Origin of the sequence: Nocardioides sp. (assembly GCF_036493135.1) — a bacterium.
Classification (GTDB): domain Bacteria; phylum Actinomycetota; class Actinomycetes; order Propionibacteriales; family Nocardioidaceae; genus Nocardioides.
The window spans coordinates 1-13639 of sequence record NZ_DASXQG010000035.1 but is presented as its reverse complement, the minus strand read 5'-3'; the positions used below and the strand labels follow the sequence as shown (position 1 = coordinate 13639).

General features: G+C 70.2%; 12 protein-coding genes. 9 read left to right on the top strand and 3 right to left on the bottom strand.

From position 1 onward, the window contains the following. The first annotated feature begins 52 nt into the window (after positions 1–52). From VGJ24_RS05525 to VGJ24_RS05515, 3 genes are all read left to right on the top strand, one after another. Positions 53–814, top strand: a complete 762-nt coding sequence (locus VGJ24_RS05525) for a hypothetical protein (RefSeq protein WP_331499503.1) — start codon at positions 53–55, stop codon at positions 812–814. Positions 815–869: 55 nt separating this feature from the next. After that, on the top strand, positions 870–3107 hold the full coding sequence (locus VGJ24_RS05520; RefSeq protein ID WP_331499502.1) for an NADP-dependent isocitrate dehydrogenase: 2238 nt from the start codon (positions 870–872) through the stop codon (positions 3105–3107). Positions 3108–3169: 62 nt separating this feature from the next. Continuing rightward, positions 3170–4381, top strand: coding sequence for an MFS transporter (locus VGJ24_RS05515; protein WP_331499501.1), 1212 nt, complete (start codon positions 3170–3172; stop codon positions 4379–4381). 4 nt (positions 4382–4385) lie between these two features. Here the strand turns inward: VGJ24_RS05515 and VGJ24_RS05510 are convergent, their stop codons facing one another. Next, complete coding sequence (locus VGJ24_RS05510) at positions 4386–5996, bottom strand: hypothetical protein (protein WP_331499500.1); 1611 nt, start codon at positions 5994–5996, stop codon at positions 4386–4388. A gap of 73 nt (positions 5997–6069) precedes the next feature. After that, complete coding sequence (locus tag VGJ24_RS05505) at positions 6070–7173, bottom strand: GNAT family N-acetyltransferase (RefSeq protein ID WP_331499499.1); 1104 nt, start codon at positions 7171–7173, stop codon at positions 6070–6072. A gap of 81 nt (positions 7174–7254) precedes the next feature. Between VGJ24_RS05505 and trpS the strand changes: the two genes are divergently transcribed. The 6 genes from trpS (at position 7255) to VGJ24_RS05475 (ending at position 13421) form a co-directional block, all read left to right on the top strand. Further along, a complete protein-coding gene (gene trpS / locus VGJ24_RS05500; protein ID WP_331499498.1) occupies positions 7255–8322 on the top strand; it encodes a tryptophan--tRNA ligase in 1068 nt (355 codons plus the stop codon). Between the two features lie 11 nt (positions 8323–8333). Next, entirely contained in the window at positions 8334–8855 is a 522-nt protein-coding gene (locus VGJ24_RS05495) for a 2'-5' RNA ligase family protein (protein ID WP_331499497.1), read from the top strand. Continuing rightward, positions 8855–9898 carry a YihY/virulence factor BrkB family protein gene (locus tag VGJ24_RS05490; RefSeq protein WP_331499496.1) on the top strand — a complete coding sequence of 348 codons (1044 nt, stop codon included), beginning with the start codon at positions 8855–8857 and terminating at the stop codon, positions 9896–9898. The genes VGJ24_RS05495 and VGJ24_RS05490 overlap by 1 nt, the downstream gene beginning before the upstream one ends. 118 nt (positions 9899–10016) lie before the next feature. Continuing rightward, positions 10017–10814 (top strand): hypothetical protein, encoded by a 798-nt coding sequence (locus tag VGJ24_RS05485; protein ID WP_331499495.1) that lies wholly within the window; start codon positions 10017–10019, stop codon positions 10812–10814. A 1-nt stretch (position 10815) separates the two neighbouring features. Further along, complete coding sequence (locus VGJ24_RS05480; RefSeq protein WP_331499494.1) at positions 10816–12645, top strand: fumarate reductase/succinate dehydrogenase flavoprotein subunit; 1830 nt, start codon at positions 10816–10818, stop codon at positions 12643–12645. Then, positions 12645–13421, top strand: coding sequence for a succinate dehydrogenase/fumarate reductase iron-sulfur subunit (locus VGJ24_RS05475; protein ID WP_331499493.1), 777 nt, complete (start codon positions 12645–12647; stop codon positions 13419–13421). The genes VGJ24_RS05480 and VGJ24_RS05475 overlap by 1 nt, the downstream gene beginning before the upstream one ends. Before the next feature lie 21 nt (positions 13422–13442). Here the strand turns inward: VGJ24_RS05475 and VGJ24_RS05470 are convergent. Then, a partial coding sequence (locus VGJ24_RS05470; RefSeq protein ID WP_331499492.1) for a hypothetical protein occupies positions 13443–13639 on the bottom strand: 197 nt, incomplete at its 5' end.

The window sequence follows — 13639 nt, the reverse complement described above, 5'->3', positions numbered from 1 at the left end:
ACGCTAGCAGCGGAACGGAGGTCGTCCTCCGCCGGGCTGGCATGCTGCTGGCATGACGCGCGCGGCAGCCTGGGCGGTCCGCGCAGCGGCCACGTTGGCAGCGCTGACGCTCGGTCCGGCGGTCCTCACCGGCTGCGGCGCATCACCTGCTCCGCTCGGTCCGGCCGGCATCGACGGGCTCACCATCCCCACGCCCAGCCCGAGCCCCGCCGACTTCGCCGGCCACACCGAGAACCCGTTGTTCCCGCTCCGGTCGGGCACCCGATGGCTCTATCGCCAGTACACGCCGACCGGCTTCCGCGCCGTCGTGGCGACCGTGCTTCCTGAGCAGCGGGACATCGCGGGGATCCCCACCACCGGCGTGCGTTGGCAGGTCCGCGTCCGGGGGCACGAGCGCACCGCCTTGGTCCGGTGGTACGCCGTGGACACGGCCGGGAACGTGTGGTGGTTCGGCCAGCAGGTGCGGCCGCACACGCCGCGCCTCGACAGCCTCGCCCCCTCCTCGTGGCTGGCCGGACGAGACGGCGCCGAAGCGGGCCTGGTCCTCACCGACCCGCCGCGCCTGGGCGACGGCTACCTCAACGCCCTCCAGCCCGGTGTGGTCGAGCGTCGCTCGACCGTCGTCTCGCTCACGGCCACCGTCGCCACTACCGAGCGCACGTTCCGACACACGGTCGCCACGCGCGACCTCAGCACCCTCGAGCCGTTGCACTCCGTGCAGTCCTACTACGCCCGAGGTCTGGGCCTGGTGGCACAGCAGGACACCGTGGCCACGTCCACCGGCATCTCGTTGGTGCGGATGCGCCACGGCTGACGCCTACGCTGCCCCGGTTTGCCGCACGTCCGCACCGCTGACTAGCGTCGTGAACGTGTCCGAGAGCCCTGCCACCGACAGACCAGCCATCATCTACACCCACACCGACGAGGCGCCGCTGCTGGCGACGTACTCCTTCCTGCCGATCATCGAGGCGTACGCCGGACAGGCGGGCGTGGCGGTCGAGTCGCGCGACATCTCGCTCGCCGGGCGGATCATCGCCCAGTTCCCCGAGCGGCTCTCCGACGAGCAGCGGCTGGGCGACGCGCTGGCCGAGCTCGGCGAGCTGGCCAAGCGGCCCGAGGCCAACATCATCAAGCTGCCCAACATCTCGGCGTCGACGCCTCAGCTGAAGGCCGCGATCGCCGAGCTGCAGTCGCAGGGCTACGACCTCCCCGACTACCCGGACTCCCCGTCCACCGACGAGGAGAAGGAGTCGCGGGCCCGCTACGACCGGGTCAAGGGCAGTGCCGTCAACCCGGTCCTCCGCGAGGGCAACTCCGATCGACGTGCCGCTGAGTCCGTCAAGCAGTACGCCCGCAAGCACCCCCACTCGATGGGCGCGTGGAGCCCCGACTCGAAGACGAACGTCGAGACGATGGGACGGCACGACTTCCGGGCCAACGAGAAGTCCGTCGTGATCGAGGCCGAGGGCACGCTCCGCATCGAGCACGAGGCCGAGGACGGCGCCGTGACGGTGCTCAAGGACGCCGTGCCGGTGCTGGCCGGCGAGATCGTGGACGCCACCGCGATGCAGGTGGCGCACCTCCACGCCTTCCTGACCAACGCGATCGCCCGGGCCAAGGCCGACGACGTGCTGTTCTCGGTCCATCTCAAGGCGACCATGATGAAGGTCTCCGACCCGCTCATCTTCGGGCACGCGGTCACCACGTTCTTCCCCGAGGTCTTCGCGACGTACGGCGAGCAGCTCGCCGCCGCGGGCCTCAGCCCCAGCAACGGGCTCGGTGGCATCCTGGCCGGTCTCGACACGCTCGAGAACGGTGCCGAGATCAAGGCGGCCTTCGAAGCCGGCATCGCCGCCGGCCCCGCGCTGGCCATGGTCGACTCCGACCGCGGCGTCACCAACCTCCACGTCCCCTCCGACGTGATCGTCGACGCGTCGATGCCGGCGATGATCCGCACCAGCGGCCACATGTGGGGACCCGACGGCCAGGAGGCCGACACGCTCGCGGTGATCCCCGACTCGTCGTACGCCGGCGTCTACCAGGTGGTCCTCGACGACTGCCGGGCCCACGGCGCCTTCGACCCGACCACCATGGGCTCGGTGCCGAACGTCGGGCTGATGGCCCAGGCTGCCGAGGAGTACGGCTCTCACGACAAGACCTTCGAGATCCGGTCCGCGGGCAACGTGCGCGTGGTCGACGGCTCGGGCGACGTCCTGATCGAGCACGACGTCGAGGCCGGCGACATCTGGCGTGCCTGCCAGACCAAGGACGTGCCGGTCCGCGACTGGGTGAAGCTCGCCGTGACGCGCGCGCGTGCGACCGGCGCTCCGGCGGTCTTCTGGCTCGACGAGAGCCGGGCCCACGACGCCAACCTGATCGCCAAGGTCCGGGCGTACCTGCCCGACCATGACACCTCCGGCCTCGAGATCCAGATTCTGTCGCCCGAGCTCGCCACGGCGTACTCGCTCGAGCGCATCCGCAAGGGCGAGGACACCATCTCGGTCACCGGCAACGTCCTGCGCGACTACCTCACCGACCTGTTCCCGATCCTCGAGCTCGGCACCAGCGCGAAGATGCTCTCGATCGTCCCGCTGATCAACGGCGGAGGGCTGTTCGAGACCGGCGCCGGCGGCTCCGCGCCCAAGCACGTCCAGCAGCTGCTCAAGGAGGACTACCTGCGCTGGGACAGCCTCGGCGAGTTCCTCGCCCTGGCCGAGTCGTTCGCCAAGTACGCCGAGGCGAACGACAACCCGCACGCCAGGATCCTGGGCGAGACCCTCGAGCGCGCGACCGGCACCTTCCTGAACGAGAACAAGAACCCCGCCCGCAAGGTCGGCTCGATCGACAACCGCGGCTCGCACTTCTACCTGGCGATGTACTGGGCCCAGGAGCTCGCGCGACAGGACGACGACCCCGAGCTGGCCGCGGCGTTCAAGGGTCTGGCGGAGACGCTCACCGAGAACGAGCAGACGATCAACGACGAGCTGATCGCCGTCCAGGGCCACCCGGTCGACCTCGGGGGCTACTACCGCCCCGACGACGCGCTGGCCTCGGCCGTGATGCGCCCGTCGCAGACGTTCAACGACGCGCTCGCCTCGCTCGGCTGAGGTTCCTACCGGGCCGTCGTGGAATTCACGACGCGGCCCGATGGCCGCACACTGGTAGGAGCATGACGACGACCACCCCGGCGACGGCCGACACCCGCACCATGAGCTTCACCCTGGCGCTCCTCGCCCTGGCCATGGGCGGGTTCGCGATCGGCACCACGGAGTTCATGGCGATGGGCCTGCTGCCCCAGGTCGCGGACGGCGTCGACGTGTCCATCCCCTCCGCCGGCCACCTGATCTCGGCGTACGCGCTGGGTGTCGTGGTCGGCGCGCCGGTCCTGGCCTTCGTCGGCGCCCGGCTGCCGCGGCGTGGACTGCTCGTCGCCCTGATGACGGCGTACGCCGCGGCCAACGCGCTGAGCGCGGTGGCCGGCAGCTACGGGCTGCTACTCCTCTCGCGGTTCCTCGGCGGAGTGCCGCACGGCGCCTACTTCGGGGTCGCGTCCCTCGTCGCCGCCAGCCTCGCTCCGCGCGGCCGCGAGGGTCGTGCCGTCGCGATGGTGATGATCGGTCTCTCGGTCGCCAACGTCGTCGGCGTCCCGGCCGCCACGTGGATGGGACAGCACCTCGGCTGGCGCTCGGCGTTCTGGGTGGCGGCGGCGCTCGCGATGCTCACCGCGGCTCTGGTGACCCTGCTCATCCCGGCCTGTCCCGGCGACGCCGACGCCACGGGCCGCCGCGAGCTGCGGCTGTTCGCCGAGCCCCAGGCGTGGCTGACCCTGCTCGCCGGCGCGATCGGCTTCGGCGGCATGTTCGCCCTGTACTCCTACATCGCCAAGGCCGTCACAGAGGTCGGCGGGCTCGCCGACGGCGCCGTCCCGGTGTTCCTGCTGGCGTTCGGCCTGGGCATGGTCGCCGGGACGTTCGTCGCCGGGGCGCTGGCGGACTGGTCGGTGTTCCGTTCGCTGCTCGGCTCGTCGCTGGCCATGGCCGTCTTCCTGCTGGCGTACGCCGCGCTGGCTCCGGCCGGCTGGTGGGCGCTCATCCCGGCGTTCCTGGTCGCGATCGCATCGTCGGTGCTGGTGGTCAACCTCCAGCTGCGACTGATGTCCGTCGCCGGCGAGGCCCAGACCCTCGGCGCGGCGATGAACCACTCGTCTCTCAACGTCGGCAACGCCTTCGGGGCGTGGATCGGCGGCCTGGTGATCGCGGCGGGCTGGGGCTACCGGGCACCGTCGGTGGTCGGCGCCGGCCTCGCGCTGGCCGGGCTCGGGGTGCTGCTGCTCTCGGCGAACTTCGCGCGTCGTAGCGCCGCCGCCGCCGAGCCGGCCTGACCGGTCAGTCGCCGGGCTGCCGGCAGGTCCCGCCGGGCTGCTGGTTGTCGGGGATCACGTCGAAGTCCGAGGTGAGCACGTAGGCGCCCGCCTCCGGCGCGTGGAGCACCGTCCACTGCCCGTTCTGCGACAGGCATCCGGGGGCACGGACGCCGGCCGACACCGGCTGGGAGCCGTCGAGGACGGCGAGGTGGTCCGACCAGCGGATCTGGATCGGCACCCGCGCGCGGTGCGGCACCCAGAGTCGCAGCTGGTTGCCGTCCACGGAGAGCACCCGCGCATGTCGTGCCAGCGGCGCGGAGTCGATGACCTGGTACAGCTTCCAGTCCTGGTTGTGCCAGACCTCGCGCAGGTAGGGCAGGCCACCGGCGATCAGCTTCGCCTCGTCGACCGAGGCGAAGTCCAGCTTGGCATCGGGGACCGCGACGTACGCCACCGCGAGCTCGTCGAGCCAGTGCCGGTACGAATCGGCGTTCAGGGCGTCGTCGGTGTAGAAGATCGGGTTGTCCGTGACGTCGGCCTGCCGCTCCCACCCGCGGGCGACCGGCATCGACTCGCCGACGTACCGTGCCGCCCCCTTGGTCTCCGGCTCGACGACCTCGACCCGCTGCCCGATCGAGGCGTCGGTGTTCATCCGGTCGCGGAGCTGGCCGAGCAGCGGGGTGTAGTACGACGCGGATGCCGACGGCGAGTCGGCCTCGGCGAGCTGCCAGGTCACGTCGACGGACGGGAAGATCAGGGCGAGGGCGGTGAGCGCCACGACGTGACGGTCGGGGCGGTGGCCGTAGCCGACGATGAGCGGTGCCGCGAGCAGCCACACCATCCGGGTGAGGTTCAGGCCGACGCTGTTCGGGGCGACCATGCACGCGACGAGGCCGATCGCGACGATCACCGCGCCGACCCGGATGGTGCGCTCGCGACAGGCGACCACGACCAGCGCGAGACCGAGCAGGGCCAGGAACATCTGCCCGGGCGGCGAGCCCATCACGCCTGGGTTGTGGAACAGCAGGCCCAGGGTGCCCAGCGAGGCGCCGGTGGCGGCGCCGACGACCAGCGCCTCACGGCGACGGCTGGGATCGGAGAGCAGCACGGCGGCGGCGACGATGCCCGTGAACAGGCCGGCCAGCGGGCTGCCGAGCACGCTGACCACGGTGGCGACGCCGGCGAGCCACGGATGGCGACGGACCAGGGCGAGGACGGCGACCATCGCGGCCGCGAGGCCCACCAGGAAGGTGATCCGCCCGCCGAACAGGTTGATCAGGACGCTGGCGGCGAACACCACGCTGGCCGCCCGAGGCCGGGCCGAGTCTCGCAACAGGATGTGGGCGATGACCATGCAGATCGCGGCGGCGAGGGCGCCGGTGGTGGCGACACCGATGGTCGCCATCAGCCCGGGCGCGATCACGGAGTACGTCGGCAGCTCGAGGCCGCCGTACCACCCCGGCCACCAGGAGACGTTGCCGACCTTCTCGAAGATCGCGGCCCTCGTCGCCTGCGCGGCGAAGTCGGGGACCGGTGGGACGAGGATCAGGTAGAGCGTCAGCCCGACCGCGGGCACGAACCACGTCAGCATGCGGCGAGTCCGCAGCGACGAGATCGCGCGCGGCATGCTCACGACTCTCCACCTCCCCAGGTCTTGTGACATTGTGCCGCGCGGGGCCCCCCGACCCGAAATCTCGCGGCGTGGGTCACCGGCGACGCGACGCCCGCCAGTCGTCGATCATCAGGTCGTAGAACACGCAGTCGGCCGGCCCGCTGCGGAGCCTGGTGCCGAATCGTTCGGTGCCCCAAGCAGTCAGACCGTTGGCCTCGATCACGTGCCGCGACGCCGTGTTGTCCACAGCCGCCCCGGCCATCACCCGTCGTACGCCGACGTCCTCGAACGCGTACTCGACGACGCGCGCCATCGCACGGGTCATCACGCCACGACCACGAGCGTCCGGGTGGGCCCAGAAGCCGATCTCGAGCTCGAGCTCCGGGGTGTAGTGGAAGAAGCTCACCGACGCCAGAGCCACGTCCTTGCTGGGGTCCACCACGGCCCACGCGGCGCTGTCGCCGGTGGCCAGGTTCTCGCGCTGGTGCTCGAGCCAGGCCTGGGCGTCGGGCTCGCCGTACGGGTCGGGCATCGTGCCGAGCCAGGTCAGCGTGCGCGCATCGGAGCAGGCCTCGACGATCCGCGGCACGTCCGAGTCGCGCCACGGTCGCAGGCGCAGCCCGTCGGCCTCGAGCACCGGTACGTCGAGCCAGGTCCCTTTCGGGGCCCGGTCATCGGTGGCGAGGAGCGTGCCCACCCACGCGTCGCGCAGCTCACCGCGCTGGGGCAGCGCGGCTCGGATCGTGCCCTCGAGCGTGAACCCGAGCCGCCACGCCAGCTTGCGCGACGCCCAGTTGCCCTTGTTCGCGCGCCAGACGACCACCCGGGCGTTGCGCTCGGTGAACGCCCAGTCGACCAGCAGCCGTACGGCGCGCGTCATGGCGCCGGTGCCGCGCACCCACGGATGCGAGCCGTAGGCCACCTCCACCCGACCCTCGCCCTCGTCGCGGAGCTCGACGGTGCCGGCGTACCGGCCGTCCACCTCGACCGCGAAGCCCCACGACGTCCCGTCGGCCCAACCCTGCGGCATCGTCTCGGTGACGAACCGGCGGGCGTCCTCGTGCGTGTAGGGGAGCGGCACCGTCGTCCACTGCTGGCTGACCGGGTCCTGGCACTGCTCGTAGGCCCCCTCGGCGTCGTCCTCACGATGGGCGCGCAGGGTGACCGTGCCGTCGGTGAGGGTGGGGATCCGAGTCATGCGGGCACCCTGCCAACCGCGGTCGGACGTCGGCAACCCGGTATTCCGGGACCGGGCACCGGGCCTGACACAATGCGCCCCATGCCCAGTGCCACCACGTCACCGGAGCTGACCGTCCCCGACGTGACGTCCGGTGCCAAGCCCCGCGTGCTGTCCGGCATCCAGCCGACCGCCGACTCGTTCCACTTCGGCAACTACCTCGGCGCGCTGCGGCAGTGGGTGGACCTCCAGCGGGAGCACCGGCCCTTCTTCTTCATCGCAGATCTGCACGCGATCACCGTCGAGCAGGACCCGAGGGTCCTCCGCGAGCGCACCCTCCGGGCCGCCGCGCAGCTGGTCGCGATGGGCATCGATCCCGAGCGGTCGTCGATCTTCGTGCAGAGCCAGATCCCGGCCCACGCCCAGCTGGGCTGGGTCCTGCAGTGCCTGACCGGATTCGGCGAGGCCCGCCGGATGACGCAGTTCAAGGACAAGTCGGCCAAGGGTGGCGAGGGCGCGGCCAGCGTCGGGCTGTTCACCTACCCGGTGCTCCAGGCCGCCGACATCCTGCTGTACCGCCCCCACTACGTACCCGTCGGAGAGGACCAGCGTCAGCACCTCGAGCTGACCCGCGACCTCGCGCAGCGCTTCAACCACCGCTACAGGAAGACCTTCCGGGTCCCCGAGCCGTACATCCTCAAGGCCACCGCGAAGATCACCGACCTGCAGGAGCCGACCGCGAAGATGTCGAAGTCGTCGTCCTCGCCGGGCGGCATCATCGAGCTCCTCGACGACCCGTCGGTCAGCGCCAAGAAGATCCGCTCGGCCGTCACCGACTCCGGCACCGAGATTCGCTTCGACCCCGACCAGAAGCCCGGCGTCTCCAACCTGCTCACGATCTACTCCGCCCTCACCGACCGCGCGGTCGGCGACCTCGAGGATGAGTACGACGGGCGCGGGTACGGCGCCCTCAAGCAGGACCTGGCCGACGTGGTGGTCGAGTTCGTGACCCCGTTCCGCGACCGCACCCTCGAGCTGCTGGAGGACCAACAGGCGTTGATGGACATCCTGGAGGCCGGACGCAAGGAGGCGTCCGCCATCGCCGAGGCCACGTTGCGCGACGTGTTCCAGCGGGTCGGCTTCGCCGCTGCCCGCCCGTCGGGGCTCTGAGGAGGAACCGGGTGCCGACCATCGGAGTCTCGCTCGCCGTACCGGAGCCCTGGGGCAGCCAGCTGCAGGAGTTCCGGGTCGCCAACGGCGACTCCCAGGGTTCCACGATCCCGGCCCACATCACGCTCGTCCCGCCCGTCGAGGTCGACCAGCCGCGGCTCGGTGACGTGGAGCGGCACCTGGAGGCGGTCGCGGCCCGCTGCCCGGCGTACCGGGTCCACCTGCGCGGTTCCGGCACGTTCCGGCCCGTCTCTCCGGTGGTGTTCGTGAACCTGGTCGAGGGCATCTCGCCGACCGAGCAGCTGGCCAACGACTGCCGACGGGGGCCGCTCGCGCTCGAGCTCGAGTTCCCGTACCACCCGCACGTGACGGTGGCCCACCTCCCGGACGACGTGCTCCTCGACCGCGCCTTCGCCGGGCTCGCCGGCTTCGACTGTGCCTTCACCGTCGACGCGTTCCATCTCTACGTGCACGACCCGGACGTCGGCTGGAAGGCGACCCGCGACCACGCACTCACCGGCGACCTGCGCTGATGACCTCGCCGCTGGCGCGCATGCGGGCGGCCCTCGAGCACGCGCGAGCGAACTCGCGGCTGCTCGACCACGGAGTCCGGATGCAGCAGCACTACGGCCGCGTGAACGCCGGCTCGCAGGCCGGGGCGGTGACCTACTTCGCGTTCCTCTCCTTCTTCCCGATCCTGGCCCTGGCGTTCTTCGTGGTGGGCTACATCGCCCGCTACTTCCCCGACGCGCAGAGCAACCTCGTCGACGGCATCGAGCAGGTCCTCCCGGGGATGATCGGGCCCGACGAGGGGCAGATCTCCTTGCAGTCGATCAAGAGCGCGGCCGCGACCGTCGGGCTGATCGGGTTCGTCACGCTGATCTACTCCGGGTTGGGCTGGCTCTCCGGCATGCGTACCGCGCTCCAGGTGGTCTTCGAGCTCCCGCGCAGCCGCCGGCCCAACGTCCTCGTCGGCAAGCTGCGCGACCTGGTCACGCTGGCCGTGGTGGGGTCGACGATGCTGGTCAGCGTCGCCGTCAGCGGTGTCGTGACCCGCTTCTCCACCGAGGTCCTCGACCTCGCCGACCTCGACCACGATCTCTCCTGGACCGTCCAGGTGGGCGCCGTGGTGGTCGGGTTGGTCGCCAACACGCTGCTCTTCTTCGTGCTCTTCACGGTCCTCGCCCGCCCACGCATGCCGGATCGGGCGTTGTGGGAGGGCGCCTTCCTCGGCTCGATCGCCTTCGAGATCCTCAAGCAGCTCTCCAGCTTCCTGTTGGCCGCGACCCACCGCAGCCCGGCGTTCCAGGCGTTCGGGATCGCGCTGATCCTGCTGATCTGGATCAACTACTTCTCACGAGTCGTCATGTACGCCGCAGCCTGGGCGTACACCGCGCCCACCGCACGCGCCGCCCGCGAGCGCGAGAGCCGTCCGGTCCCGCCGGAGGCGATGGCCCTCCGGGCACGGGTCGAGGCACCTCGCGACGGCGTACGCCTCGACCCGCGGCTCGCCTTCGGCGCCGGCGCCGCGACCGCCCTCGGTCTGGTGGCTCTGCTCCGCCGACGCCGCGACTAAGGGGCCCGACCGATGGAAATCTCACACCACCCGGGTACGGCGACATCCCGGACCGCGCGATAAGTTTCTGTGTCGCCCGCGCCCCTCGGCGTCCGGGTGCGCACGAGGCTCGGAGAGGATGGCGATGACAACTGGAGTGCACGGCCCCACCCGGGCCCGCATCGAGGCCAAGACGCTGCGGACGGACCGGTGGTGGCTGTACCCACTCACCACGTTCGTCGTCTTCTCCGCCTTCGTGGTCTACGCGACCGTCCGCGCGTTCCAGGGCAGCGACTACTTCAGCAAGCCCTACCTCTCGCCGTTCTACTCGCCGTGCCTCGGTGACTGCGTCAAGGGCAGCTCCGACTTCGGCCAGCCGTTCGGTTGGTGGCCGCTCTCGTCCGCGCTGATCATCCTGATCTTCCCGCTCGGCTTCCGCCTCAGCTGCTACTACTACCGCAAGGCCTACTTCCGGTCGTTCTGGCTGAGCCCGCCCGCATGCGCGGTCGCCGAGCCGCACAAGGCCTACTCCGGCGAGACCAGGCTGCCCCTGATCCTCAACAACATCCACCGCTACTTCTGGTACGCCGCGGTGGTCGTCGCGCTGGTCCTCACCTACGACACGGTGCTCGCCTTCGGGCCGGCCGAGGGTGAGTCGAGCGGTGTCCACATGGGTCTCGGCACGGTGATCTTCGTGGTCAACATCGTGCTGATCTGGCTGTACACCCTCTCGTGCCACTCCTGCCGCCACATCGTCGGCGGCAAGCTGCGCCACTTCAGCAAGCACCCGGTCCGTTACCGGATGTGGGACTGGGTCTCGCGGCTCAACGTCAGCCATGCGATGTACGCCTGGCTCTCGTTGTTCTCGATCGCGATCGCCGACCTCTACGTGCTGCTGCTCGCCGCCGGCGCGTTCAACGACCCGAGGTTCTTCTGAGATGACCGAGAACGTGACGCCCCCCGACCTCGAGAAGCACCAGTACGACGTCATCGTGATCGGCGCGGGTGGTTCCGGCCTCCGGGCCGCGATCGCCGCCCACGAGGCCGGTGCCAAGGTCGCCGTGGTCTGCAAGTCCCTGCTCGGCAAGGCCCACACCGTGATGGCCGAGGGCGGTGCCGCCGCCGCACTCGGCAACCTGTGGCCCGACGACAGCTGGCAGGTCCACTTCCGCGACACCATGCGCGGCGGGAAGATGCTGAACAACTGGCGGATGGCCCAGCTCCATGCGCAGGAGGCGCCGGAGCGAGTGCTCGAGCTCGAGGACTGGGGCGCGCTGTTCGACCGCACCAAGGACGGCCTGATCTCCCAGCGCGACTTCGGCGGGCACCGTTACGCCCGCCTGGCGCACGTCGGTGACCGCACCGGTCTGGAGATGATCCGCACCCTCCAGCAGCGCACCGTCCAGCTCGGCATCGACGTGTACATGGAGTGCACGATCACCGACCTGATGAGGAACGACGGGAAGATCTCGGGCGCCTTCGGCTACTGGCGCGAGACGGGTTCCTTCATCGCCTTCGAGGCGCCGGCGATCGTGCTCGCCACCGGCGGGATCGGCAAGAGCTTCAAGGTCACCTCGAACTCCTGGGAGTACACCGGCGACGGCCACGCGATGGCGCTGCGCGCCGGCGCGAAGCTGATCAACATGGAGTTCGTCCAGTTCCACCCGACCGGCATGGTCTGGCCGCCGTCGGTGAAGGGCTTGCTGGTCACGGAGTCGGTGCGCGGCGACGGCGGCATCCTGAAGAACTCCGACGGCAAGCGGTTCATGTTCGACTACGTCTCCGACTACTTCAAGGACGAGACGGCCGACTCCGAGGAGGAGGCGGACGGCTGGTACGAGGACAAGAAGAACAACCGCCGACCCCCGGAGCTGCTGCCGCGTGACGAGGTCGCCCGGGCGATCAACTCCGAGATCAAGGCCGGCCGCGGCAGCGAGCACGGCGGTGTCTACCTCGACATCGCCTCGCGCCGTACGCCGGAGTTCATCCGCAAGCGGCTGCCATCGATGTACCACCAGTTCAAGGAGCTGGCCGACGTCGACATCACCCAGGTGCCGATGGAGATCGGCCCCACCTGCCACTACCTGATGGGCGGTGTGGAGGTCGAGCCCGACACCGAGATGAGCGGCGTCGAGGGCCTGTACGCCGTGGGTGAGTGCTCCGGCGGCATGCACGGCTCCAACCGTCTCGGTGGCAACTCGCTGTCCGACCTGCTGGTGTTCGGCAAGCGCGCCGGCGACGCGGCCGCGACGTACGTCTCGGGCCTGAGCGGCTCCCGCCCGGTGCTCTCGGACTCCGACGTGAAGAGGGCCGAGCAGCTGGCGCTCGCGCCGTTCGCGGGCTCGGACTCCGGCACGGAGAACCCGTACACGATCCAGCACGAGCTCCAGGAGACGATGAACGACCTGGTCGGCATCATCCGCGTCCGCGAGGAGCTGGAGAAGTCGCTCGACGAGATCGCGAAGCTCAAGGAGCGGGCGAAGCGCCTCTCGGTCTCCGGTGACCGTCGCTACAACCCCGGCTGGCACCTCGCGATCGACCTGCGCAACATGCTGCTGGTCGCCGAGTGCATCGCGAAGGCCGCGCTCGAGCGTGAGGAGTCGCGCGGCGGGCACACCCGCGAGGACCACCCGGGCTTTGCCGAGAAGTGGGGGACGCTCAACATCGCGCTGTCCATGAACGCCGCAGGCGACGGCGTCGACCTCGCCACCCAGCCGCTCCCGGTGATGCCGGACGAGCTGGCCGCCTTCTTCGAGGGAGATCACTGATGGCCTACACGCTGAAGATGCGGCTCTGGCGCGGCGACCAGTCCGGCGGTGAGCTCAAGGACTACGACGTCGAGGTCGAGAGCGGAGAGGTGGTGCTCGACGCGATCCACCGTGTGCAGGCCACCCAGGCCGGCGACCTCGCGGTCCGGTGGAACTGCAAGGCCGGCAAGTGCGGCTCGTGCAGCGCGGAGGTCAACGGCCGCCCGAAGCTGATGTGCATGTGCCGGCTGTCGGACTACGACGAGGCCGAGACGATCACGGTCACCCCGATGCGCACCTTCCCGGTGATCCGCGACCTCGTCACAGACGTCTCGTACAACTACGAGAAGGCCAAGGAGCTCCCGTACGTCGAGCTGCCGCCGCGCGACGCCGACGGCAGGCGCCGGATGATGCAGGAGGACGTCGAGCGCGGCCAGGAGTTCCGCAAGTGCATCGAGTGCTTCCTGTGCCAGAACACCTGCCACGTCGTGCGTGACCACGAGGACAACAAGGTGAGCTTCGCCGGACCTCGCTTCTTCCTGCGCTACGCCGAGCTCGACATGCACCCGCTGGACACCGTCGACCGGACCAAGGTCACCCGCGAGGAGGCCGGCCTCGGTTACTGCAACATCACCAAGTGCTGCACCGAGGTCTGCCCCGAGGGCATCCACATCACCGACAACGCGATCATCCCGATGAAGGAGCGCGTCGTCGACCGCACCTACGACCCGCTGGTGTGGCTCGGCAACAAGATCGGCATCCGCGACAAGGACCGCGACTCACGGACCGAGGTCTGAGGCGCCGCCCCAGGGCCCGTCCTACGGCTGGCCCGGGTGATCCGGCGCGTCCCGCTCGACCGTCTTGAGGGCACGCCCCAAGGCCGCGCGTTCGGCGGTGAGGATCTTGGAGTGCACCTGCGCGACCTGCTGGGCCGTGGGCCGTCCCTCGGGATGGTGGTGGTGGCAGACCATCCAGCTGGTGCCGATCACCTGCTGCTTGGCGATCCGCCAGCAGC

Bases quoted from the DNA above. Each gene is read 5' to 3' on its own strand.
- VGJ24_RS05480 (WP_331499494.1), top strand. From the start codon at position 10,816: ATGACCGAGAACGTGACGCCCCCCGACCTCGAGAAGCACCAGTACGAC.
- trpS (WP_331499498.1), top strand. From the start codon at position 7,255: ATGCCCAGTGCCACCACGTCACCGGAGCTGACCGTCCCCGACGTGACG.
- VGJ24_RS05490 (WP_331499496.1), top strand. From the start codon at position 8,855: ATGACCTCGCCGCTGGCGCGCATGCGGGCGGCCCTCGAGCACGCGCGA.
- VGJ24_RS05475 (WP_331499493.1), top strand. From the start codon at position 12,645: ATGGCCTACACGCTGAAGATGCGGCTCTGGCGCGGCGACCAGTCCGGC.
- VGJ24_RS05485 (WP_331499495.1), top strand. From the start codon at position 10,017: ATGGCGATGACAACTGGAGTGCACGGCCCCACCCGGGCCCGCATCGAG.
- VGJ24_RS05515 (WP_331499501.1), top strand. From the start codon at position 3,170: ATGACGACGACCACCCCGGCGACGGCCGACACCCGCACCATGAGCTTC.
- VGJ24_RS05505 (WP_331499499.1), bottom strand. From the start codon at position 7,173: ATGACTCGGATCCCCACCCTCACCGACGGCACGGTCACCCTGCGCGCC.
- VGJ24_RS05525 (WP_331499503.1), top strand. From the start codon at position 53: ATGACGCGCGCGGCAGCCTGGGCGGTCCGCGCAGCGGCCACGTTGGCA.